The organism is Sphaerisporangium viridialbum, from assembly GCF_049674955.1.
Lineage (GTDB): Bacteria > Actinomycetota > Actinomycetes > Streptosporangiales > Streptosporangiaceae > Sphaerisporangium > Sphaerisporangium viridialbum.
Map to the genome: position 1 here is coordinate 1964817 of NZ_CP187232.1, position 23165 is coordinate 1987981.

Here is a 23165-nt window from a genome sequence, read left to right on the forward strand (position 1 = left end):
AGTGACCGAGCTTGGCTACGCGATTGAGGCACGAGTCGACCTGGTGGCCGAGGAGACCCTCCAGGGCGCGGGCACGCGGTTCACCCGCGAGGCCGGGGTCGTGCTGGGCCGTCCGATGGTCGTCGCCGTGCCGCCCGGCGACCTCCCGCCCGAGGTGGCGGCGTCGCGCGGCGCCGGGGGATGGGCCTACACGCAGGTGCTGTTCCCCTTCGACCTGGAGGAGGCGGCGCCGGGCCTGAGCTACGTCGAGGCCGTCTTCGAGGTCGCCCTGGACGACGGCGACGTGGTCGCGCGGCAGCTCACCGCCGTGCGCTACGACGACCCCAAGGCGCTCGGCACCCTGACCACGTTCGGGGACGGCCGAGGCGACTTCCGCTGGCGCATCAGGCCCGAGCCCGGCGCCTCCCTGATCGAGGGGAGCCGCGTGGCCAGAGTGCTGCTGCAGGCGCCCAAGGACACCACATCGCTGACCGGGACGATCGGGGTGTCGGCGAGGCTCGCGGACACCGAGCTGGGTATCGACGTCCCCGTCACGACCGGGGAGCCCCGCTCTTTCGAGCTCAGCCTGCTGGACGGCGCGTTCTCGGCGGCCTCGCCCGCGGCGCGCGAGGAGCCGGCGCGCCGGGGCGCCAGGCGGATGTGCGTCACGGTCGACGTCGAGGGTTCCGCCAAACGCGACGCGAGCGAGCAGGGGAGGGTGCAGACCGTCCTCGTGCGGGTGCTCGACCTGGCACTGTCCGCCGCGCGGGTCGACCCGCAGGAGTGCGACCGCCAGGGGCAGGGCGACGGCCACCTGATCGTCATGCCCCCGGGCATCGAGGAGCCGCAGGTGATCCGACGGTTCCTGCGCGAGCTGGCGAGCGCGCTCGCCGAGGCCAATCGCCACGTCCGCCCCGAGTACGCGGTGCGGTTGCGGGTCGCGCTGGACGAGGACATGGTCTACCCGGAGGTCAACGGGTTCGGCGGCGACGGCGTGATACGGGCGCACCGGCTGCGCGACTGCGCGGAGGCCAAGGCGGCGCTGGCCGGAGCCCCTGGACACCACATCGTGATCGTCGCGGAAGGGCTCTACCTCAGCTCGGTGAAGACCGCCTTCGCCGGCGAGCCCGGCCTGCGCTTCGAGCGGATCGTCGCCAGGGTCCCCGACAAGGACTTCGCCGAGCCCTGCTGGATCCACGTGCCGGTGAGCTAGGGCGCGGGGTAGACGTCCAGCGGGGCGGTGAACGCGAGGGCGGGTGCCGACATGAGCGCGGTGAGGTGCGAGGCGTCCACCTTTGGGGCCCACTGGGCGCTCATGACGGCCGGTCTCCTTCCGAGGTCCACGTCGCCGCCGATCTCGGTGGTCACGGTCTCGCCCCGGACGTCCGACTCGACGGCCAGCCAGAAGGTGACCCTGCCGCCCACGCGCAGCCAGTGGCCCTCGCCCGGTCTCAGGTCCGGGCGGCTCGCCATGGTGGAGAAGCTCAGCCGCCCGTCCTTCTCGGCCCGCCAGACGCCGCCGCCGAGCCAGCCCGCCGCGACGCCCTTCCACTCGGGTGATCCGGCCTGCTGGGTGAGCGAGGTGAAGGCGGTGATCCGCATCTCGGCGGGCAGGGGCCGGCCGTCCCATGGGCGGTCATCGACCAGGCCGGTCCGTTCAGGTGTGGCCGCCGGCGCCGCCGCAGGGACGGGGGTGCTCGTGGCGGCGGGGATCTCGCCCGCGACCGCGGCGCCGCTCGTCAGGCCGCCTGTGACCAGAGCCCCCGGGATCAGGGCCGACAGCAGATAGGGCGCGAAGCGCTGCCGTACGCCGCGCACGGGCGTCCAGACGCGCAGCCACAGCGGCGCGAGAAGCGGCCAGTTGACCAGCAGCACGATCATCTCGATCAGCGTCGTCCGCGCGGACGCCAGGTCGGCCCGCAGGTCGTGGACCACGGCGCCGAGCGCGTCGCCGAAGGAGAACCCGGTCAGCAGGTACGCGGCAAGCTCGAACAGCGCTATGGCGCCGGCCCGCACGACGACCGCCGCCGGCCACAGGGCGGCGAGGGCCGCGATGCCGCCCGGCCCCGCGCCGATGGCCCACAGCCGCAGCCGGAGGGGCGGGTGGGTGAGCCCGTCCAGGAGCCTGGCGGCCGGGCTGCGGCCGCGGACGGGGCCGAGGGCGCGGCGCAGCGCGTCCGGTGCCGTCTCGTGCAGCGCGAAGCGGTCGGCGCTGAGCTCGGCGACCCACAGGCCCGCCACGGGCAGGATCAGGCCGATCGGGATCGAGGCCGCGTCGTGGAGCAGGGAGGCGAGCAGCGCGGAGCTTTCCGGCCCCCCGGCGAACAGCGAGAACGCGAACACGACCACCGCGAGGGCGATGAGGATCACGCTCCACACCCTGACGAACCACCCGAACGGGCCGGCGAGGCCGACGATCAGGTGGTCGCCCTGCCGCAGGTGGGCGACCTCGTGGAGCAGCACGGCCCGTGCCGCCTCCCGGTCGTCGTGCCACAGGCGCAGCAGCGGGGGATAGACGGCGATGCGCGCCTCCCGCCAGCCCATGGGGTAGACGCGGGCCATCCGATCGTGGCGTTCGCCGAGCCGCAGCTCGATCGCCGAGGCGTGGCGGTGTACGAACGCGGACATCTCCTCGATCACCGGATCGCCGCTCGGCGAAAGGTGGTGCCGCCGCTCGGCCCAGCGCCCGCGCGCGCCGGGGAACAGGACTCCCGCGATGCCGGCGAGGAGGAGAGCGGCGGGGAAGAACTCCAGCAGGCCGGCTCCGGTGAGAAGCGCGACGGCCGCTCGCCGCGCCCCGGCGGCCAGAGCCCCGGCGAGCGCGGTGACGCCGTCGGCGTCGGCCTCGAAGCTCTCCACGAGCCCGGGCACGGACGGGGCGGTGACCCCGAGGAAGTAGAACCACAGCCAGGGAGGCGGCATCCATCCCGTGGAGTCGCCGCGGACGGCGGGCGGGTGGCCGGGCGGCGGGCCGCCCGGCACCGGCGCGGCGGGAGGGCTGCCCGCGAGCGCCCGGAGGAACGCCTCGATCTCGGGGGTGTCACGGTCGTGCTGGAAGACCAGCTTGAGGGTGTCGTAGGTGAGCTCCCGCGCCCGCTCGGGGGCGACCCCCTGGGCGCGCAGGCGGTCGCCGAACGCGCCGATCACCCGGTCGAGCTCCGGCTCGGCGGCCGCCCGCTCGCGCTGCTCGTCATCCGGTGCCCCGGTGGTGATCCCCCGCATGACGAGCAGCGCGAGCAGGTCGGCCAGCGGGTGGCCGGAGGCCAGTCCGAGCAGATGGCCGGCCAGGTGGCGGAGGCCGTCCAGGACGATCGGCAGCTCGCCCGGACCGAGGCCGCCGCCGAACCCTCCGGGCTCGGAGCCCGCCGCGGTCCGCAGCAGGTCGCGGCGCCGCCCGCCGCCCGCGACGTACGCGGCGCCGACTCGCTCGGCGGACGCGGCCTCGGCGGGGGTGACCCGCTCGGCGACGCGCCGGGACCAGACGGCGACGATGTCCGGGGAGCCTGCCATGTGCGACCCCGCTACGAGAGGTGGCCCGCGAGGGGCGCGGCTGCCGGGAGACCGCCTCGTACGCGGCGGGCCGGCCCGGCGATCGGGACGGCCCGCCGCGCGAGGTCAGGCCGAGAAGACGACGCGGAACGCATAGAAGCCCTCGTTCGTCCCGCCGGTCATCGTCAGATGGGCTCCGCCGCTCCCGATCGTGCCGCTGATGCGGGTGCCGGCCTGGAGCGCGTAGGTCATGGGGATGGTACCGAGGCCGGAACGGCAGGGAATCAGGTCCTGCTGGCCGAAGAAGGTGTTGTAGGTGGTGGCCTTGTCCGAGTGCGAGGCCACGAGGCGTCCGGTGAACCTGCCGCTGCTGTACGAACTGGTCCAGTAGTTGAGCAGCACACCCGGGGGCTTGGCCACCGCCGCCGACCCGACCTGGAACGATCCGGTCGCGCCGATGTTCCCGACGTAGAACAGCCAGGTGAACGGATTGCGCTCGACGTACCCGCCGTACGTCTTGCGCGGGCCGGTGCTGAACTGCGCGGCGGAACGGTAGGAGGTGCGGCCGGTCAGCCGGCGCCCGCCGCCGCTGCCGCAGTAGTCGTAGCTCTCCAGGGTCACGGTGGCCCGGCCTCGGTAGACGTTCGCCGAGGAGGCGTGCGCGGCCGAGGCCGGGGCGACGAGCGCCGTCACCAGACTCAGCGCGATCAGGGTGCCTAAGAGGATCGGTCTTTTCGTCATCGGCGGTCTCCAGAGCCTGAGCGGGGCACGAGCACACGGCGATGATGGCAGCTCTGGAACGGTTCAACCCCATCGAATGACTGGATTCCAGAACACGGATTCAGCACGGGACGGTTGCCCGCAGGAACCGCCATTGCCGGGATATTTCATGACGAAGAGGACAGCGGAGGTATTTACAGCCACTTGTCAATATGGGTCGGAGGATGCTTCGGGTGGCGATTACCTGGGGGCGCACTCAGTGGACGGTCGCCGAACCCATCCCATTACCCCGTGAAGGCTCACGCGGTGTCACCGGGCCGGACAGACCAACGGGCCCGGCGGCGAGGCCGCCGGGCCCGGAGTCGACGCCGGGAAACTCGGCGTCAGCGGGGATCAGTAGAGACGAGCCTCAGGAACCGGCAGGTCGAGCTGCTTCGGCCCGTGCCACTTCACCTTGTCCTTGACCAGGTCGAAGATCAGGGAGCCGAGCGCGAGCGGGAACTCCACCTTGCTCTTGCTCAGGTCGACGGTGACGGTCGCGCCGGTGGCCCGCTCGCCGGAGTAGGTCGAGTCGGTGCCCGCGATGACGAGGCCGAGCCTGTGACCCTTCTTGAAGGTGTAGTCCTGTGGAAGGGTCTCCCACTTGACCGTGCCGTACTGCCCCTCGGGCAGCGGCGAGGAGGTGCTGAGCGAGTCGCGGTTCTGCACGTCGATCCAGCCGCGGGCCACGATCTCCAGCGGACGGGTGGCGACGTTGCCGACGACCTTCTTGTAGCAGCCGTCGTCGGAGGCCGTGCTCTCGCCGTGGCAGGTCTCCTCGGTGAGGGTCGTGATGCCCTGGCCGCGACGCCAGTCGACGCGGCTGTCCTCGCCGAAGTCGACGAGCAGCGCGGTCAGGTTCGAGGTGGGCTTGTCGAGGGCGACGCGCAGGTCCACGACGGGCGTGCCGGACAGGCGCAGGTTCGCCGGCAGCTCACCGGTGGTGAAGGCCACCCGTCCTGGCTTCTCCGTGCCGACGTCGGCCACCATCGCGTCCTCGGACTGGCGGACGTCGGTGAAGGTGGCCGTCGTGTCCTTCTTGGCCGCGAGCAGGCCGAGCGAGCCGTCCGCGCCGGGGCGCAGGGAGAGCTTCACCCCGAGCGGGGCCGGCCAGTCGCGCTGGGTGGTCCAGCTGGTGGGCCCGGTCTGCACGTCGGCGCGGGGCTCGTTCATGATGCCGTTCTTCACGCCGAGCAGCCAGAAGTCGAACCAGCGGTGCAGCGTGTCGACCCACAGGTCGCGGCGTCCCTCGAAGTCGAACGGGTCCACGTGCTGGTACTGCCCGACCCAGATCTTGCGGGGCACGTTCCTGTCGGCCAGGCCCTTCCACCAGGTGGAGAAGTTGTCGGGCTTGACGTTGAGGTCGTTGACCGTGTGCACGACGAAGACGCTGGCGCGCACCTTGGAGACGTCGCCCAGCGTGCCCGCGATGTAGTCCCGCTCGGCCCAGAAGGCGTTGTAGTTGCCGGTGTCGTCGCCGTCCTCGGCATCCAGGCGCGCCCGTGCCGCGGCGCACTTGGCGATCGGGTCGGTGTCGATGACCCTCGCCAGGTACGACATGTAGTCGAAGTTGTAGATCACGCCGTTGGAGCGCTGGTACTTGTACCAGGAGCTGATCGCCGAGATCGGGACGATGGTCTCGAGGCCCTTGACGCCGGTCGCCGCGACGGCGTTGGCCAGCGTGCCGTCGTAGGACTTTCCGATCATCGCGGCCTTGCCGGTGGTCCAGTCGGCGACCGCCGGCGTGCCGTCCTCACGGTAGGCGGTGGCGCGGCCGTTCAGCCAGTCGATGACGGCCTTGCCGCCCAGCACGTCGGCCCGCCCGCCGACGTCGGGGCACCCCTCGGACTTGGTGGTGCCGATCATGTCGACGTTGAGCACCGCGTAACCGCGCGGGACGAAGTAGTTGTCGTAGAACAGGGGGAACTTGGCGAGGTTCCCCTCCGCGTCGTAGACCTTCCGCTCGGACTCGTTGCCGCGACCGGAGTTGTCGTAGTACGGGCTCTCGTCGATGATCACCGGCACCTTGAGCCCGGGACCCGACTCCTTGGGCCTGATGATGTCGACGCGGACACGGTCCAGCTTCCCGTCGGAGTCACTGTCGACGGGGGACTCGACATAGACGTGCTCGCGGACGGCGTCGGCGTAGGAGAAGACCGGCTGGGTCCGGCCCTGCTGGACGGTGATGGAGGGTTCGGCACTCGCCTGGGCCGGGGTGACGCCCACCGCGCCGACCGCGACGAGGCCGAGTGCGACCAGTACTGCGCTTAACTTTGGCACGCGAAGTCTCCTGGGAGGGTATGGGGAGAACACCCACAATCTCCGCTAATGTCCAGATGGCCGACAAGATCCCTTTATGGGTTCGACATCACCTTGCTCCTGCTGTGTGACATAGCACAGGGAGTGACGCGGCGATCTCAGAGATGGCCGGCCCTGCCGGGAGTCCCGGAATTCGGGGCGAATGTCAGGAGAATCACCGGCTTGTCTTCGGGTCGTCAAGGGAAATCGTCAAGCGGCTATTGACGCTCGCGGCCGGCTGTTTTATCGTCCTCTCGAATTTAAAACGTTTTTGAGCGGGCTGCCTCTGGAGGGCTCATGGTCGGCGAGTCGAGCATGCGCGTGCCACCTGCCGGCGTCGTGATCAGAACCCAGGAAGCGCCCGCGACGCGACGTCAGAGCCGGAACGCCCGGCATCCTTTCCGCCGGGCCGGAGCCCCGGCGCGGCACCCCGCGAAGGTCACATCGCCTTAAACCGTTTTACCAGCCACTGATCCACCTGTTCCGTACCCCCACGGATCTCCAGGAGAGTCGGCATGCCCCCCACATCCGCTCGTCCGCACCGGCTACGCACGCTGGCGACCGCCGTCCTGGCCCTGGTCGCACTCCTGCTCGGCCCCATCCCCGCCGCGTCGACGGCCGCCCAGGCCGCCGCCGTCCCCGACCTGTCCGGCGCCGCCTGGATCTGGTATCCCGAGGGGAGCCCGAGCCAGTCCGCGCCGGTCGGCACCCGCTACCTGCGGCGCGGCTTCACCGTCCCCGCGGGCGCGGTCACCGACGCCCAGCTCGTGGTCACCGGAGACGACACGGTCGACGTCTGGCTCAACGGCGTGCCGCTGGCCGGTTCGCCCCGGAGGACCGACTCCTGGCGGCAGGCGATCTACGTCGACCTGGCGTCCGCCGTCCGCGCCGGCGCCAACACGATCGCCTTGGCGGCGCGCAACACCACGGCGGGCCCGGCGGGCGTGATCGCCAGGCTCAGGGTGACCACTGCCGGAGGCACGGTCGACCTGGTCACCGACGGCGCGTGGAAGGCCGCGAGCACGGTCACCCCCGGCTGGATCGAGCCGGGGTTCGCCGACGGGTCCTGGCCCGCGGCGGCGGTCTCCGGCACCTACGGGGCCGCTCCCTGGGGCACCGGTGTGGCGGCTCCCGACCTCGGCGCCGCCTCGCCGCTGGCCGTGGCCGCCCCCACCACCGAGCACCGGCCGACCCCGCTCGGCATCGACGCGCGCGCCCCCCGCTTCGGGTGGCAGCTCACCGGAGGCGCGGGGGAGCAGGTCCAGGCGGCGTACCAGATCCTCGTCGCCTCCACCGAGAGCGGCGCCCAGTCCGGCACCGGCGACCTCTGGAACAGCGGCCGGGTGGTCTCCGGCAGGTCCGTGGACGCGGTCTACGGCGGTGCGGCGCTGGCGTCGGGCACGCGTTACCACTGGCGGGTGCGAGTGTGGGACACCCAGGGCAGGGCGGGCGCCTGGGGGCCGGTCACCTGGTTCGAGACCGGCCTGCTCGACCCGCCGGCCGAGTGGCAGGCCGACTTCGTCGGCGCCCCGGCCGGCGCGCCCGCCCTGGCGGGGGCGAGCTGGATCTGGTATCCGGAGGGAGACCCCGCGTCCAGCGCGCCGCAGGGCACCTGGTTCCTCAGGCGGCAGTTCACGCTGCCCGCCGGCACGATCGGCCGGGCACGGCTCACCGTCACCGGTGACGACACCGCCGACGTGTGGGTGAACGGCATCCAGGTCAGCTCCTCGCCGAGGGCCGTCGACTCGTGGAAGTCCGCCGCCGTCGTCGACATCGCGGCCCGGCTGCGGGCGGGCGCCAACACCCTCGCGATCTCGGCGCAGAACACCACCGTCTCCCCGGCCGGGGTGGTCGCCGCGCTGGAGGTCGACGTGGCGGGCGCGGGCAGCACCAGGCTCGTCACCGACGCGGGGTGGAAGGCCGCGCAGAGTGGGCCGTCCGGCTGGCAGGACTCCGGGTTCGACGACTCGGGGTGGCCCGCCGCGCGCGTCGCCGCCGCCTACGGCTCCGGGCCCTGGAGCTCGAACGTCGCGGTGGCCGAGCCCGCGCCCTACCTCCGCAAGGGGTTCGCCCTCGGCAAGCCGGTGGCCTCCGCGCGCCTCATGGTCACCGCGCTCGGCCTGCACGAGACCCGCGTCAACGGGACGAAGGTCGGCACCGAGGCGCTGGCGCCGGGCTGGACCGACTACAACAAGCGCCTGGCCTACCGCACCTACGACGTGACCTTCCTGGTCCGCCAGGGTGACAACGCCCTCGGCGCGCTGCTCGGCAACGGCTGGTACTCCGGCTCCATTGGCTTCGCGGGAAGCCAGAAGTACGGCAGCAGGCCGTCGTACTCCGCCCAGCTCCGCGTGCGCTTCACCGACGGCACCACGCAGACCGTGCGCACCGACTCCTCATGGCGGGCGGCGCCGAGTCCGATCGGCGCGGACGATCTCTACCAGGGCGAGGAGTACGACGCGCGGGCCGTCCGCGCGGGCTGGGACACCGCCGCGTACGACGACGCCGGCTGGGCCCCGGTCACCGTCCGCGGCGGGGCGAAGCCGCACCTCGTCGCCGCCGTCGATCCAGGCGTCGCCGTGCAGGCGAGCATCACTCCGGTGTCGGTGACCCAGCCCAAGCCCGGCATGTGGGTCCTCGACATGGGGCAGAACTTCGCGGGCTGGAACCGCCTGCGCGTGCGCGGCGCGGCGGGCACCACCGTGACGATGCGCCACGCCGAGGTGCTCAACGCCGACGGCACCATCTACACCGCCAACCTGCGCGCGGCCCGCCAGACGGACCGCTTCACCCTCGCGGGCACCGGGGCCGACGAGGTGTACGAGCCGAGGTTCACCGTGCACGGCTACCGCTACGTCGAGCTCACGGGCTTCCCCGGCACGCCCACGACCGCCAGCGTCACCGGGCTCGCCGCGTGGACCAACGGCCAGGCGACCGGTGGCTTCACCACCTCCAGCGCGCTGGTCAACCAGCTTCAGCACAACATCCTGTGGGGAGCGCGCTCCAACATGCTCTCGGTCCCCACCGACTGCCCGCAGCGCGACGAGCGGCTGGGCTGGACCGGCGACATCGGCATCTTCGCCGGAACCTCGACCTTCAACTTCGACGTGCAGGGCCTTCTCGGCAAGTTCGCCGACGACCTGGCCGACGCCCAGCACGCGGACGGCGCGTTCACCGACGTGGCGCCCGACGTCTGCTGCGGGGCGGGCAAGGCGGGCTGGGCCGACGCGGGCGTCATCGTCCCGTACACCCTCTGGCAGCGCTACGGCGACGTGCGGGTCGTCGACGAGCACTTCGCCGCGATGAAGCGCTGGGTCGACTACTCCAGGAGCACTGCCGGAGCCGATCTGATACGCAACCAGGACACCTACGGCGACTGGCTCAACGTCAACGACAACACCGCCAACGACCTGATCTCCACGGCGTTCTTCGGCCACAGCGCCCGGCTGCTCGCCCAGATGGCCGCCGCGACCGGGCGCGCCTCCGACGCCGCCACCTACGGCGCGCTCGCCGACCAGGTGGCGCAGGCGTTCACCGGCAGGTTCGTGGCCGCCGACGGCACCGTGTCGGGGAACACCCAGACCGGCTACGTGCTCGCGCTGGCGTTCGGCTTGGTGCCCGACGCCCGGGTGCAGGCCGTCGCCGACAGGCTCGCGGCCAAGGTGGCGGCGAGCGGCGGCCACCTCAGCGTGGGCTTCCTCGGCGTCGAGAACCTCCTGCCCGTGCTGGCCGACCACGGCCACCTCGACACCGCCTACCAGGTGCTGCTGCAGCCCGGATATCCCGGCTGGGGGTACATGAACAGCCGAGGGGCCACCACGATCTGGGAGCGCTGGGACGGCATCCGCACCGACGGCTCCCCGCAGGACCCCGGGATGAACTCCTTCAACCACTACGGTCTCGGCTCTGTGGGCGACTGGCTGTACCGCTCGGTCGGCGGCCTCGGGCCCGATGCCCGCGATCCCGGCTACCGCCGGATCACCATCGCGCCCCGGCCGGGCGGCGGCCTCACCTCCGGCAAGGCCGACCTGCGCACCCCGTACGGCAGGGCGCTGAGCGACTGGTCCATCGCGGGCGGCACGCTGACCCTGCGGGTGGAGATCCCGGCCAACGCCACCGCCACCGTCCGGGTCCCCGCGTCGTCGTCCTCCGCCGTGACCGCGCCCCCTCAGGCGGCGCCGATGGGCTACACCGACGGCGCGGCGACCTTCCAGCTCGGCGCGGGCACCTACACCTTCACCGCCCCCGCCTGACGGCCGCGCCTCCGCGCCCATGTCCCCGGGGGCGGCCCGTCGCTCGACGAGCCGCCCCCATCCGGGGCGAGGTATTACACACGGGTACGGAGCGTCCCGCCGGGACATCAACGTCCCGGATCGTACGATCTCCTACGGCCCTTCACTCTTCCGACTTCCAGCTCATGAGCGTCAACGGCAGGCCCTACGCGGCTCACGGCCTGCAGGACACCGTGCAGCTCCCGGTGCGCGGCCAGGTCGTGATACGGATGCGCTTCCGCGACTTCCTCGGCAAGCATCCCTACCACTGCCACATCCTCAACCACGAGGACAACGGCATGATGGCGAACGTCGAGGTGGTCCGCTGACCCCCGCCATGCCGCTGACACCTGCTACGCCACTGACACCTGCTACGCCGCTGACCGCCCGCGCTACGCCGCTGACCGCCCGCGCTACGCCGCTCGTCGGGTGCCGGGGATCGCGGCCAGCAGTTCGCGGGTGTACTCCGCCCCGGGGTTCTCGAAGATCTCACGTGGAGTGCCGGTCTCCACGATGCGCCCACCCCGCATCACATGAACGGTGTGCGAGATCATGCGCACGACCGCGAGGTCGTGGCTGATGAACAGGTAGCTGAGAGAGAGCTCCCGCTGGAGATCGGCGAGCAGTTCGAGGATCTGTGCCTGCACGAGGACGTCGAGCGCCGACACGGCCTCGTCGAGCACGACGAGCTCGGGCGAGAGCGCGAGCGCCCTCGCGATCGCGACGCGCTGGCGCTGCCCGCCGGAGAGCTCGTGCGGGAGCCGTCCGGCCATCGAGGAGGGGAGCGACACCTGGTCGAGCAGGCGGGCCACGGCCTGCTTCCTGCTCTTCGCGGTGCCCACCCGGTGCACCCGCAGCGGCTCGCTGATCGATTTCTCGACGGTGTAGCGAGGGTCGAGCGAGGCGTAGGGGTTCTGGAAGACGGGCTGCACCCGGCGGCGGAACGCGAACAGCTCGCGACGCCGCAGCGAGGTGAGGTCGGTGCCGTCGAACAGGATGCGTCCGGAGGTGATGTCGTCGAGACCGAGCAGCAGGTTCGCGGTCGTCGACTTGCCCGACCCGGATTCGCCGACGATGGAGACGGTCTGCCCGCGCGGGATGCCGAAGCTGACCCCGTCGACCGCCGTGAACCGGGAGGGGACGCCCGTGCCCGCCGCGCGTGTCGTGAAGACCTTGCTCAGGTCCTCGATCTCCACGAGGTGGCGGGGCGAAATGGTCGAGGCCGGCGGGGCGAGCGAAGCGGTCGAGGCGGGCGGGTCGGGCTCGGCCCGGTCCCGCGCGGTCGCGGCGGACGCCGTCACCACGCTCGTGGAGACGGCCGGTGCCGTCACCATGCTCGTGGAGGACAGGCTGGGAACCGCCCTGAGCAGGCGCTGGGTGTACTCGTGCCGGGGGTCGGCGAGGATCTCGGCGGCGACACCGGCCTCGACGATCTCACCCCGGTACATGACGACGACGGTGTCGGCACGCTCCGCCGCGAGAGCGAGGTCGTGCGTGATGAGGAACACCGCCGTGCCCATGTCCCTGGTGAGCGTCTCCAGCTGGTCGAGGATGCGCCGCTGCACGGTGACGTCGAGCGCGGAGGTGGGCTCGTCGGCGATGAGCAGCTTCGGCCGGCAGGCCAGGCCCATGGCGATCAGCGCGCGCTGCCGCATGCCGCCCGAGAACTCGTGCGGGTACTGGTCCGCCCGCCGTGCCGGCTCGGGGATGCCGACCATCTCCAGCAGCTCGACCACTCGTGCGCGCGCGGCCCTGCCGGTGGCGCGCCCGTGGACTTCCAGGGCCTCCCCGATCTGGTCGCCGATGCGCATGAGCGGGTTGAGGTTCGACATCGGGTCCTGCGGCACGAACCCGATGCCCGCCCCGCGGATCGCGGTCATCCGCCGCTCGTTCGCGGTGGCCAGGTCACGTCCCTCGAAGAGCACCTCGCCGCCCGTGATGCGGCCGTTGTCCGGCAGCAGCCGGTTGACCGCGGCGGCCGTGGTCGACTTCCCTGAGCCGGACTCGCCGACGACCGCCACGGTCTGGCCGGGAAGGATCTCCATCGAGACGTCCTTCACGACCGTGACGTCCTGACCGCCCGTGCGGAACGCGACCGACAGGTTACGGATCTCCAGTAGCGGGGTGGGGGTCGTCATGGTCACCTCGGTCATCGTCCGCTTCTCTTCTCGATCTCTGTCGCGGTGGCCTTCAGCAGCTCGTGCCAGAGCGTCTCGCCGGGTACGGGGGTTCCCTCCACCAGCAGGCGATTGCTGGCGAGGGCCAGGGCGACGCCGCGGTCCGGCACGAAGCCGACGGCGCATCCGACATAGCCGGGATGGCCGAGCACGGTGAGGGTCTCGCCGCCGAGCCGCAGCCGGTATCTGCGGAAGCCCAGCGCCTGCGCCTCGTCGGGGCCCGGCGCGAAGAACTCCCGCGCCACCTCGGGCCGTACGAGCGCGTCGTGCTCGCGGTAGCCGGACAGCGCGCTCGCGAAACGCAGCAGATCGGGCACCGTCGAGAACAGCCCGGCGTGGCCGGAGATGCCGCCGAAGGCGTGGTAGGCGTTGCCGTCGGCGACCCGCCCGTGCACGGGCCCCCGGCGCCAGCCGGAGAAGTCGCCGCTGCGGTAGGGCACCGGGTACGGCGTCCCGGAGTCGAGCATGCCGATCTCGACGCGGTCGTCCCTGGCCCCCGTCGCCACGGGTTCCCCCGCCGGTACGGCGTACCGGGTCGCGTCCAGGCCGAGCGGCCCGAGCACGAGCTCGGACACCGCCTGGTCGAGGGCGAGTCCGGCGGCGGTGGCGACGACGCGCCCGAGCAGGATGAAACCGAGGTCGGAGTAGTGGCGCCCCTCGCGCGGCCGGTAGCGCAGGGGCAGCTCCTCGGCGACACGGTAGGCCTCCTCAGGGTCGCCGGCCGCGATGTAGAGCGGATGCCACTCCCACAGCCCTCCCCGGTGCAGCAGGAGATCGCGTACCGTCACGCTCCCCTTCCCGCCGCCGCGGAAGCCGGGGAGGTAGCGGCTCACCTCGGTGTCGAGGCCCACGATCCGGTCGGACACCAGGCGCATGAGCGCCGTCGTGGTGCCGACGACCTTGGTGACCGAGGCGAGATCGTGGTGGGTGCCGATCGTCAGGGGATCCGCACCCACGCGCTCGCCGTCCTCCCAGCGGACGGTGCGGTGGCCGGCGCACGCGTCCGCGTCGAACCACGGGGTCCGCACGGCCAGGGCGACCCCGGGCGGCGGCCGCACCCGGCCGTAGGGGAGAGCCGAGACGAGGCGTTCCGCGGTCGTGGCGAGGGCGTTCATCGGTGACGGCCCTCCCGGGCCGGCGCTACCACTGCCGGGCTCACGGGAGCTCCTTCACCAGCCGCAGCTCGGGCTCGCCGAACTCGGCCGTGGTGCGCTCCCCGCCGTCCGGCGCCCAGCCCTGGCGGCGGTAGAAGCCGATCGAGGGCTCGTTGCCGCGGAACACCCACAGGAACGCGCGTGGGGCGCCCGCCTCCGACAGCGCGGACTCCGCCGCCCGCAGCAGAGCGGCACCGAGGCCCATGCCCTGGGCGCCCGGGCGCACGTACAGCGAGTGCACCATGCCGTCGCCGTCGTCCTGCCGTACGTACCGCGTGACGCCGAGCACCGAGGGGGCGCCGTCCCTTTCGCCGAGGGCGACGACGACCTCGGCCGGCCCCGGTTCCTCCAGCACCCTGGCCCAGAGTGCCCGCGCCCGGTCCGGCGTCATGCTCGCGACCAGGCGCGCCGGCAGGACCCGCGCGTAGCTCTCGTGCCAGCACGAGAGGAAGACCTCGACGATTCCGTCGAGATCGTCGCGGGTCGCGAGCCGGAGGGTGGCGGGCATCGCCTCCCGGCCCGCGCGCCGCCGGGTCAGCGTGAGCGCGCGGGGAGCCTCGGCCGCCGGGGCGGGGAGGACGAGCGGTCCCGCTCCCGGCGTGAGGGTGCCGAGGACGCGGGCGGCCCGGGCGCCCGTACCCGCGGGCACGGTCCCCGGCAGGCCGTGCGCGGTGTGCCAGCCGATGAGGGCGAAGGCGATCGCCTCCTTGTCGTCGGCGGGAGCGCCGTACTCGTCGGAGAGCGCGATGGTCACGCCAGGAAGCGCGCGCCGCAGGCCGTCCATCAGCACGGGGTTGCGGCACCCGCCACCGGAGGCGACGACGAGGTCCACGCCGGCGGCCGTCAGATCTCTCGCGACCGTGCGCACGGTGAGCTCGGTGAGGGTCGCCACCAGGTCCGCCGCGCCGGGCCTGCTGCCGGCCTTCGCCATCGCGTCCTCGACGTAGGCCAGGTGGAAGAGCTCCTTGCCGGTGCTCTTGGGGGCGGGCCACCGGTAGTAGGGGTCGTCGAGCAGGACTTCCAGAAGGCGCTCGTCGACCGTTCCCGAGGCGGCGATGCGCCCGTCCTCGTCGAACCCGCGCTCGCTCAGCCGCTTGCCCACCACGACCGCGTCGATGAGCGCGTTCGCCGGCCCGATGTCATAGGCGACGAGGTCGCCGGCGCCGCGCATCAGGGTCATGTTCGCGATGCCGCCCAGGTTGAGCGCGGCAGCGATGCCCTCGTGGCCCGCGAGCAGGAGGGCGTCGAGCAGGGAGACGAGGGGAGCGCCGTGGCCGCCCGCCGTGATGTCGCGGACGCGCACGTCGGAGAGCACCGGCGCTCCCGTACGCTCGGCGATCCAGGCGGGCTGGCCGATCTGCAGGGTGCCGAGGGCGTGCGCGCCTTCGACCCAGTGGAACACCGTCTGGCCGTGCGAGACGATGAGGTCGACCGCACCGGCCTTCGCGATCGCCGCGGCGGCGGCCTCGGCGAAGCACTGGCCGATGAGGGTGTCGAGCTCGCACATCTCGGCGAGCGTCGTCGCCGCCGGGGGGAGCGCCGCGACCAGGCGGGCGCGGAGCTCGGCCGGGTAGGGGGTGCTGGCCGTGTACTCGACCACCGCGTTGAGCGTGTCGCCCACGCTCCCGAAGTCCACCAGGGCGGCGTCGATGCCGTCGTGCGAGGTGCCGGAAATCATCCCGAGGATTCTCATGACCGCTCTCCGAGTGCCACACGGAGACGGCCGCTGCTCTCGACGAGGCGGGCCATGGCCTCCTGGGGGGTCAGGCCGAGGCGGAATGCCACGATCGCCTGTTTGACGTTGTAGTCGTTGCTGTCGAGGGTGCTGATCGCCTCGTCCCGCCTGGCGCCGGTGACCGTGCGCATGATGCGGATCGCCCGCTCGCGCAGCTTCCCGTTGGTGGCCCTGACGTCGACCATCAGGTTGCCGTACGTCTTGCCGAGCTGCACCATGACGATCGTCGAGAACATGTTGAGCACGAGCTTCTGCGCGGTGCCGGCCTTGAGCCGGGTGGAGCCGCTCACGACCTCCGGCCCCACGATCACCTCGATCGCGTGCTCGGCCGCCTCGCTCAGCGGGCTCCCGGCGTTGCACGAGAGTCCCACGGTCAGCGCCCCGCGTTCCCGGGCGCGCCGGATCGCCGACAGGACGTACGGGGTTCGCCCGCTGGAGGTGACTCCCACCACGGTGTCGAGCGAGCCGACGGCGGCGGCCTCGATCGCCGCCACCGCGGCGTCGGTGTCGTCCTCGGCACCCTCGGACGGGGAGACGATCGCGCTCTGGCCCCCCGCGATGATGCCGAAGACCTGCTCAGGCGGGGTGCCGTAGGTGGGAGGGCACTCCGAGGCGTCGAGCACCCCGAGGCGTCCCGGGGTCCCCGCGCCGACGTAGATGAGGCGTCCGCCGGCCTTCATGCGTTCCGCCGCCGTCTCGATGGCGCTCGTGATCTGGGGGAGCGCCCGGGCGATCGCGCCGGGCACCGTGGTGTCGGCCTCGTTCATGGCCGCGGCCAGCTCGCCCACCGTCATCTTGTCGATTTCGGCGTACCGGGGGTCGGTGGCCTCGGTGACGAGGTCGCCGAGCCGGGCGGATTCTGAAGGGTTGCCGCTCAACGCTTTCCTCGGTTTCTCGGGTCGAGTGTGTCGCGCAGGCCGTCGCCGAGCAGGTTGAGCCCGACGACCAGCAGCACGACGACGACTCCGGGCGCGATCATCGTCCATGGAGCGATGGAGACCAGGGTGCGGGCCTCGAAGATCATCGACCCGAGCGAGGGCGACGGGGGAGGTGTGCCCAGGCCGAGGAAGCTCAGTGACGCCTCGGTGAGGACCGCCCACGACAGGGACAGGGCCACCTGGATGATGATGATCGAGGTGATGTTCGGCAGCACGTGCCGCATCATGATCATCCACTGGCTCTGGCCGGTGCTCCTGGCCGCCTTGACGTACTCGATCTCCCGGAGCGACAGAACGGGGCCCCGGGTGACGCGGATGAAGATGGGCACGTAGACGATCGCGATCGCGACCGCCACGGTGAACCAGTTGCGGTCGAACACCGACGCGAGCGACAGCGCCAGCAGCAGCGGCGGGAAGGCGAACAGCACGTTCGTCACCCCGCCGATGGCGCCGTCGGCGAAGCCCCGGTAGAAGCCCGCGACGAGCCCCGCCAGGGTGCCGATGACCGAGGCGAAGGCCACGGCGACGACCGCGATGAGCGCGGAGCTCGCGGCACCCGCCGCGACGCGGGAGAAGATGTCGCGGCCGAACTGGTCGGTGCCGAGCAGGTGCCCGGAGGACGGAGGCAGGAGACGCTCGGGCGGGTTCTGGGCGATCGGGTCGTACGGGAGCGCATGGAAGAAGGACAGCAGCGAGACGATCGCCAGTACCACGACGATGACCAGGCCGGCGAGGCCGCTCGGGCTCCTCAGCAGGCCGCGGAGACGGTGGGTGCCCTTGCGCGCGCCCGGCGGTATCTGGGCGGTCTGCGCGATCTCGGTCATCAGGCCCCCACCCTTGGGTCGATGACGCGGTAGAGGACGTCGGTCAGGAGGTTGACGATGACGAACGTCAGCGCGATGACCAGCACCGTGCTCTGGACGACCGCGTACTCCTTCTGCTGGATGCCGAGCAGGACCTGCCGTCCGATGCCGGGGACCGAGAAGATCTGCTCGACGACGACGGCGCCGCCCAGCAGGTAGCCGAACTGCAGGCCGGTCATCGTGACGATCGGGACGAGCGCGTTGCGTAGGACGTGCTTGGTCTGGAGGCGCCGCGCCGGGACGCCCTTGGCGCGCGCGGTGCGGACGAAGTCGTCGGAACGGACCTCAAGGACGGCGGTCCGCGTGGTGCGCAGGATGGGCGCCGCGATGCCGAACCCGAGCACGAACGCGGGCATGAGCATCTGCCGCAGGTTGAGCAGCGGGTCCTCGGCGAGGGACGCGAAGCCCTGGCCGTTCGGGTTGAAGCCGAACGAGGACGCGAAGACCGACAGCAGGGTCGTCGCGAGGAGGAAGGCCGGCACCGACAGCCCGGCGAGGCTCACGAGCTGGCCGAAGGCGTCCCTTCCCGAATCGGGCTTCGAGGCCGCCAGCATGCCGAGCGGGATGCCGATCAGCAGCGCGAGGATGATCGAGAGCACGGCCAGCTCGAAGGTGACCGGCAGGGAGTGCAGGGTGAGGTCGAGCACGCTCTGCTGGGCGCGCGCCGAGTAGCCGAGGTTGCCGGTGAAGAGGTTGCCGAGCCAGGAGAAGAACTGCGTGAACAGCGGCTGGTCGAGCCCGTAGTAGCGCTGGAGCGCCTCCTGCTGGGCCGGGGACAGCGCCGCCGCCTCCGTGCCGAGTCCCGCCGTGATCTGGTTGCCGGGGATCGCGCGGAGCATGACGAACACGAAGACGGCCACGCCGAGGAGTGTGCCGATCATGCTCGCCACGCGCCGCGCGACGCGGTTGTGGATGAGTGTCTGCAACATATGCCTGGGTCCTCGCCCCTGGTGGGGCGCCGCGGGGGCGCCCCACCAGGAAGGCGGCTAGTTGACGGCCGTGGTGCGCAGGTACTGGAGGGAGCCGTTCGCCATCGGGGTGAACCCCTGTACCTGTGATGTGGTCGCGGTGTAGGTGTATCCGGTGAAGAGCCAGATCCACGGCGCGTTGTTCTCCAGCTCCGCGGACACCTTGTCGTAGATCACCTTGCGCTCGGCCTGGTCGGTGGTCGCCTTGCCCTCGGCGAAGAGCTTGTCGAGCTCCGGCGAGCTGTAGCCGGTGACCTTGTTGAGGTTCCCCTTGCTGGTGAAGTACCTGCTGTACATGCCGTCGGGGTCGGGGCGCCCGCCGTTCAGCGCGACGGCGGCGTCGAAGTCGCCGGCGACCCAGCGGTCGACGTACGCGCCGGACTCGAGGACCTCCAGGTCGAGGTTGATCTTGGCCTCGGCCAGCTGCGCCTTGAGGCTCTGGGCCTCGTTGACCGACGTGGAGTACTCGCCCTGGGAGACGATCGTCTTGATCGTCACTCCGGAGCCCTTGCCCGCCTTGCCAAGGTACTCGGCGGCCTTGCCAAGGTCGCGCGTGGGGCACGGGCGCTGGTCGGGGTTGGACTTGAAGGCCGGCGCCGTGATCGGCCCGGTCACCGTGCCCTCGCCGAGGGCCGCGGTGTCGAGCACCTGCTTGCGGTCGACCGCGCACTGGACGGCGAGGCGCACGTTGACGTCGGTGAGGTCGCCGCGGCGCCCGTTCAGCTGGAGGACGTGGTAGCTGAGCTGCGGGGTCTTGGCCACCCCGAGCTGCGCGGCCGCCGCGGTCCTGGCCACGAGCGGGTCGTCGAAGACCGCGAGCTGCACGTTGCCCGACTGCATCGCGGAGACGATCGAGGACTCGTCGGGGATCACCCGGAACTCGATGCCCGCGAGCTTCGGCTTGTCGCCCCAGTACTTCTCGTTCTTGACGAGGGTGAGCGCCTGGCCCGCGACCCGGTTCGCAAGCACGAACGGCCCGGTCCCGTCGGGGGTGGTGTTGAGCGACGCCTCGGTGTCGTCCGAGGAGAGGATGGCCATGTTGACCACGGCGAGGTTGGACGGCAGCGCGGCGTCCGGCGCGCTGAGGTGCAGCACCACGGTCTTCGGGTCGGGTGCGTCGACCGAGGTGACCGAGGCCAGCGAGGCGCTCGCGACCGCCGCGGTGGCCTCGTCCTTGATCCGGTCGAGCGAGGACTTCACGTCCTTGGAGTCGAGGGCGCTGCCGTCGCTGAAGGTGACGCCGTCGCGCAGGGTGAAGGTCAGCGTGCGGCCGTCCTTCGAGGTCTCCCATGACGTGGCCAGCCCCGGGACGACGTTGAGGTCCTTGTCGAACTCGGTGAGGGTGCCATAGATGTTCTGCAACACGTTGACCGCCTGGAACTGCGTGGCCTTCCAGGGGAAGAGCGTGTCAGGGTCGGACGTGACGCCCACGACCAGGTTGCCGCCGGTTCCGCCCGCGGCGCCGGGCTTGGGCGCCTGCGCGGAGGATGAGCAGCCGGTGAGCGCGGTCGACGCCGCTGTGGCGACCCCGATCGCCAGAAGGGTGCCACGGGTCAATCGTGATGTGTGCCACATATGGTCTCCTCAGTGACATTCGATGCTGCGCTGCCGGCGCGCTGAGCTGCGCGGTCACCCAGGAAGCATCCGTGGTGTCCAAGTTGAGGCATAAAAGTACATGAGTTGGTGTGGTTTGTGTAATTTTATTTCCGGAACGACCGGACAAGGCTAAAACGAGGAGTGGGGATGAGTGGAGGCGGGGCCGGTCACACGGAGTCCGGGGTGGTCCTGGTACGGATACGGGCGGCCTTACCCGGGTTACGACCGTCGGAGAAGCGCCTCGCGCAGGTCTTCCTGGACAACCCGGCCGAGGCGGCCAACCTCTCGATCGCCGAACTGGCCTCCCGGTGCGGCACCTCGACCACCTCGGTGGTGCGCTTCTACCAGCGCATGGGCTACGCGCACTACAAGGACTTCCGCATCGACCTCACCCGTGAGGTGACGCGGGAAGAGCTCACGACGTCGAGCATCTCCGAGATGTCCGGCGACATCGACCGCGACGACACGCTGGACGAGATCGTCGCCAAGGTGGCGATGAACGAGACGCTCTCCATCGCCGACACCGCCCGCACGCTCGACACCCGGGCGCTCGGCCATGCCGTCACGCTCGTGCTCTCCGCCCGCCGCCTCGACAGCTTCGGCGTCGGCGCGAGCTCCTTCGTCGGGCTCGACCTCCAGCAGAAGCTCACCCGCATCGGCAGGACGGCCATCAACTGGCGTGACCCGCACTCGGCCTGGACCTCCGCGGCCACCCTCGACAACGCCTGCGTCGCCATCGCCATCTCGCACACCGGCGCGACCGTCGACACCGTCGAGTTCCTGGCGATCGCCCGCAAGGCCGGCGCCGCGACGATCGCCATCACCAACTTCCGCGAGTCGCCGCTCGCGGCCACGGCCGACGTCGTGCTCACCACCGCCGCGCGGGAGACGAGGTTCCGCTCCGGCGCGCTCGGCAGCCGCATCGCCCAGCTCATGGTGGTCGACTGCCTGTTCACGGGCGTCGCCCAGGCCTCCTACGACGCGTCGATGGAGGCTCTGCGCAGCACGTACACCATCGTCCACGACCGCAACACCCGCGGGCGTTCCTGATGTGAGGGACGCGCCTAGCATGGGAGCATGCGCGCCGATCCGGTGACGTTGTTCCTCTGCGGCGACGTCATGCTCGGCCGGGGAGTCGACCAGATCCTTCCGCATCCCGGGGATGCGACACTGCGGGAGCCATGGGTCCGGGACGCCGTCGACTACGTCAGGCTGGCGGAGGCGGCGAACGGCCCGATTCCCCGTCCTGCCGGCTTCTCCTGGCCGTGGGGTGATGCCCTGCGGGCGCTGGAGGAGGCCGCGCCGGATGTCCGCATCGTGAACCTGGAGACGAGCGTCACGCGCTGCGACGAGTTCGCACCGGGGAAGGCCGCGCACTACCGGATGAACCCCGCCAACCTGCCCTGCCTGGCCGCCGTCCGGCCCGATGCCTGCGCGCTGGCGAACAACCACGTGCTCGACTTCGGCCGCCGGGGCCTCGCCGAGACGCTCGACGCCCTGGCCGGCGCCGGACTGCGGGCGGTGGGGGCCGGGCGGACGGCGGACGAGGCGCGGCGGCCCGCGATCGTCACGGTCGGCGGTGGTGTGCGGGTGGTGGTCTTCTCATGGGCGATGGAGTCGAGCGGCGTCCCGCCGGGGTGGGCGGCCACCTCGGATCGGGCCGGCGTCGACTTCCTTCCCGAGTCGCCGCGTACCGGAGCCGCCGAGCCGGCCGACCGTGTGCGGCAGGTGAAGCGCCCCGGCGACGTCGTGGTCGTCTCCATCCACTGGGGCTCCAACTGGGGCTACGACGTCTCCCGGACGCAGAGGCGCCTCGCCCACGAACTGGTCGACGCCGGCGCCGACGTCGTGCACGGGCACTCCTCCCACCATCCCCGGCCGATCGAGGTGTACCGCGACCGGCTCATCCTCTACGGCTGCGGCGACCTCGTCGACGACTACGAGGGCATCACCGGCCACGAGGAGTACCGCGACGAACTGCGGCTGCTGTACTTCGCCTCGGTGGAGCCGGGGTCGGGAAGGCTGGCCGGCCTGCGCATGACGCCAATGCGGGCTCGCCGGATGCGCCTGCGGCACGCCGCCCGCGAAGAGTCCGAGTGGCTACGGGCGACCCTCGACAGGGCCGGCCGCGACTACGGCCCGCGGGTCGGCCTGGAGCCGGACGGCACGCTCGCCATCCGGCTGACGTGAGCGCGGCGGAGGCCCGCTGTCGTCACCCGGGGTCGGGCCTCACGGCTCGTCGGCGAACTTCACGGTCACCTTCTTGAAGCCGAGGGACTTGAGCATGCCTTCGAGCATGAGCTTGGTGTTCTGGTCGGCGCGGGCGCGCAGGTCGCTGGCCTGGGCGGCTTCGGCGATCTTCTGCTCGGCCAGGACGTAGAGCTCCTGCTGGTTCTGCGGGGAGTTCGACAGCATGTCCTGGACGCGGTCGAGGATGCCGCGCTCCTGGGCGTAGACGTAGGACTTCTTGTTGTCGAGGTTGGTCTTCTCCAGTTGCGCGCGCGGCAGCCGTACGGTGACCTCGGTGCGATCGGGGGAGACGGTGAGCGCGTCCTTGCCCATCGCGGAGAAGTCGACGTACGCGTCCACGCTTCCGGCGCCGACGAACAGGGTGCGCGAGCCCTTGATGGCGTCGGGCAGGAAGGCGGCGTCCTTCTCCAGGTCGACGATGACCTGGAAGTTGCCGCTGGCGGCCTGGAAGCGGCTCATGTTCTGGATCGACTGCAGGAGCACCGGCTGGCTCCTGTCGACCGTCGTCTCGCCGAAGGGATTGAGATATGACCAGGTCAGCCTCGCGCCCACGAAGAGGATGACCAGCAGTGTGAGGAAGCCCGCGAGGTAGCGCCAGCCGCGTCGGGACCGGCGCTCAGCCGGTCCCGCGGCAGCCGCCGTCTGGGGGGTCGACGTCTGGCGGTTCACGGCCACTCTCCTTCCCGAG

16 protein-coding genes are annotated in these 23165 nt (G+C 71.5%); 5 read left to right on the forward strand and 11 right to left on the reverse strand.

Translation table 11 applies throughout. From position 1 onward, the window contains the following. The first annotated feature begins 1 nt into the window (after position 1). The gene (locus ACOZ38_RS08775; protein WP_405145257.1) at positions 2-1192 is read left to right on the forward strand and encodes a hypothetical protein; all 1191 of its coding nucleotides are present in this window, start codon (positions 2-4) and stop codon (positions 1190-1192) included. On the opposite strand, the gene ACOZ38_RS08780 is transcribed toward ACOZ38_RS08775, so the two are convergent. From ACOZ38_RS08780 to ACOZ38_RS08790, 3 genes are all read right to left on the reverse strand, one after another. Next, on the reverse strand, positions 1189-3489 hold the full coding sequence (locus ACOZ38_RS08780; RefSeq protein WP_424529594.1) for a M48 family metalloprotease: 2301 nt from the start codon (positions 3487-3489) through the stop codon (positions 1189-1191). The two genes, ACOZ38_RS08775 and ACOZ38_RS08780, sit on opposite strands and share 4 nt — an antisense overlap. Before the next feature lie 105 nt (positions 3490-3594). After that, positions 3595-4209, reverse strand: coding sequence for a hypothetical protein (locus ACOZ38_RS08785; RefSeq protein WP_424529595.1), 615 nt, complete (start codon positions 4207-4209; stop codon positions 3595-3597). A 372-nt stretch (positions 4210-4581) separates the two neighbouring features. Continuing rightward, on the reverse strand, positions 4582-6507 hold the full coding sequence (locus ACOZ38_RS08790; RefSeq protein WP_424529596.1) for a Xaa-Pro dipeptidyl-peptidase: 1926 nt from the start codon (positions 6505-6507) through the stop codon (positions 4582-4584). 533 nt (positions 6508-7040) lie between these two features. Between ACOZ38_RS08790 and ACOZ38_RS08795 the strand changes: the two genes are divergently transcribed. Both ACOZ38_RS08795 and ACOZ38_RS08800 read left to right on the forward strand, forming a co-directional pair. Then, on the forward strand, positions 7041-10778 hold the full coding sequence (locus ACOZ38_RS08795) for a family 78 glycoside hydrolase catalytic domain (RefSeq protein WP_424529597.1): 3738 nt from the start codon (positions 7041-7043) through the stop codon (positions 10776-10778). Between the two features lie 119 nt (positions 10779-10897). After that, a complete protein-coding gene (locus tag ACOZ38_RS08800) occupies positions 10898-11125 on the forward strand; it encodes a multicopper oxidase domain-containing protein (protein WP_424536972.1) in 228 nt (75 codons plus the stop codon). 84 nt (positions 11126-11209) lie between these two features. On the opposite strand, the gene ACOZ38_RS08805 is transcribed toward ACOZ38_RS08800, so the two are convergent. The 7 genes from ACOZ38_RS08805 to ACOZ38_RS08835 are packed head-to-tail and all read right to left on the reverse strand — an operon-like array spanning position 11210 to position 20188. Then, positions 11210-12949 (reverse strand): ABC transporter ATP-binding protein, encoded by a 1740-nt coding sequence (locus tag ACOZ38_RS08805; RefSeq protein WP_424529598.1) that lies wholly within the window; start codon positions 12947-12949, stop codon positions 11210-11212. Then, positions 12946-14088, reverse strand: coding sequence for a serine hydrolase domain-containing protein (locus ACOZ38_RS08810; RefSeq protein WP_424529599.1), 1143 nt, complete (start codon positions 14086-14088; stop codon positions 12946-12948). Before ACOZ38_RS08810 ends, ACOZ38_RS08805 begins: the two co-directional genes overlap by 4 nt. A gap of 40 nt (positions 14089-14128) precedes the next feature. After that, complete coding sequence (locus tag ACOZ38_RS08815) at positions 14129-15820, reverse strand: anhydro-N-acetylmuramic acid kinase (RefSeq protein ID WP_424529600.1); 1692 nt, start codon at positions 15818-15820, stop codon at positions 14129-14131. Then, a complete protein-coding gene (gene murQ, locus ACOZ38_RS08820; protein WP_424529601.1) occupies positions 15817-16740 on the reverse strand; it encodes an N-acetylmuramic acid 6-phosphate etherase in 924 nt (307 codons plus the stop codon). The genes ACOZ38_RS08815 and murQ overlap by 4 nt, the downstream gene beginning before the upstream one ends. After that, a complete protein-coding gene (locus ACOZ38_RS08825; RefSeq protein WP_424529602.1) occupies positions 16737-17624 on the reverse strand; it encodes an ABC transporter permease in 888 nt (295 codons plus the stop codon). The genes murQ and ACOZ38_RS08825 overlap by 4 nt, the downstream gene beginning before the upstream one ends. Then, complete coding sequence (locus ACOZ38_RS08830) at positions 17624-18592, reverse strand: ABC transporter permease (protein WP_424529603.1); 969 nt, start codon at positions 18590-18592, stop codon at positions 17624-17626. Before ACOZ38_RS08830 ends, ACOZ38_RS08825 begins: the two co-directional genes overlap by 1 nt. 57 nt (positions 18593-18649) lie before the next feature. Further along, the gene (locus ACOZ38_RS08835) at positions 18650-20188 is read right to left on the reverse strand and encodes an ABC transporter substrate-binding protein (RefSeq protein WP_424529604.1); all 1539 of its coding nucleotides are present in this window, start codon (positions 20186-20188) and stop codon (positions 18650-18652) included. Positions 20189-20374: 186 nt separating this feature from the next. Between ACOZ38_RS08835 and ACOZ38_RS08840 the strand changes: the two genes are divergently transcribed. Both ACOZ38_RS08840 and ACOZ38_RS08845 read left to right on the forward strand, forming a co-directional pair. Further along, a complete protein-coding gene (locus ACOZ38_RS08840; protein ID WP_405145269.1) occupies positions 20375-21277 on the forward strand; it encodes a MurR/RpiR family transcriptional regulator in 903 nt (300 codons plus the stop codon). Between the two features lie 27 nt (positions 21278-21304). Then, entirely contained in the window at positions 21305-22417 is a 1113-nt protein-coding gene (locus ACOZ38_RS08845; protein WP_424529605.1) for a CapA family protein, read from the forward strand. A gap of 39 nt (positions 22418-22456) precedes the next feature. Here the strand turns inward: ACOZ38_RS08845 and ACOZ38_RS08850 are convergent, their stop codons facing one another. Beyond that, the gene (locus tag ACOZ38_RS08850; RefSeq protein ID WP_424529606.1) at positions 22457-23146 is read right to left on the reverse strand and encodes a DUF4230 domain-containing protein; all 690 of its coding nucleotides are present in this window, start codon (positions 23144-23146) and stop codon (positions 22457-22459) included. Positions 23147-23165: the final 19 nt, after the last annotated feature.

What these genes read in the sequence shown, in the direction of transcription:
- ACOZ38_RS08780 (WP_424529594.1), bottom strand. Translation starts at nt 3,489, where the DNA reads ATGGCAGGCTCCCCGGACATCGTCGCCGTCTGGTCCCGGCGCGTCGCC.
- ACOZ38_RS08785 (WP_424529595.1), bottom strand. Translation starts at nt 4,209, where the DNA reads ATGACGAAAAGACCGATCCTCTTAGGCACCCTGATCGCGCTGAGTCTG.
- ACOZ38_RS08795 (WP_424529597.1), top strand. Translation starts at nt 7,041, where the DNA reads ATGCCCCCCACATCCGCTCGTCCGCACCGGCTACGCACGCTGGCGACC.
- ACOZ38_RS08805 (WP_424529598.1), bottom strand. Translation starts at nt 12,949, where the DNA reads ATGACCGAGGTGACCATGACGACCCCCACCCCGCTACTGGAGATCCGT.
- ACOZ38_RS08810 (WP_424529599.1), bottom strand. Translation starts at nt 14,088, where the DNA reads ATGAACGCCCTCGCCACGACCGCGGAACGCCTCGTCTCGGCTCTCCCC.
- ACOZ38_RS08815 (WP_424529600.1), bottom strand. Translation starts at nt 15,820, where the DNA reads ATGAGAATCCTCGGGATGATTTCCGGCACCTCGCACGACGGCATCGAC.
- ACOZ38_RS08825 (WP_424529602.1), bottom strand. Translation starts at nt 17,624, where the DNA reads ATGACCGAGATCGCGCAGACCGCCCAGATACCGCCGGGCGCGCGCAAG.
- ACOZ38_RS08830 (WP_424529603.1), bottom strand. Translation starts at nt 18,592, where the DNA reads ATGTTGCAGACACTCATCCACAACCGCGTCGCGCGGCGCGTGGCGAGC.
- ACOZ38_RS08840 (WP_405145269.1), top strand. Translation starts at nt 20,375, where the DNA reads ATGAGTGGAGGCGGGGCCGGTCACACGGAGTCCGGGGTGGTCCTGGTA.
- ACOZ38_RS08845 (WP_424529605.1), top strand. Translation starts at nt 21,305, where the DNA reads ATGCGCGCCGATCCGGTGACGTTGTTCCTCTGCGGCGACGTCATGCTC.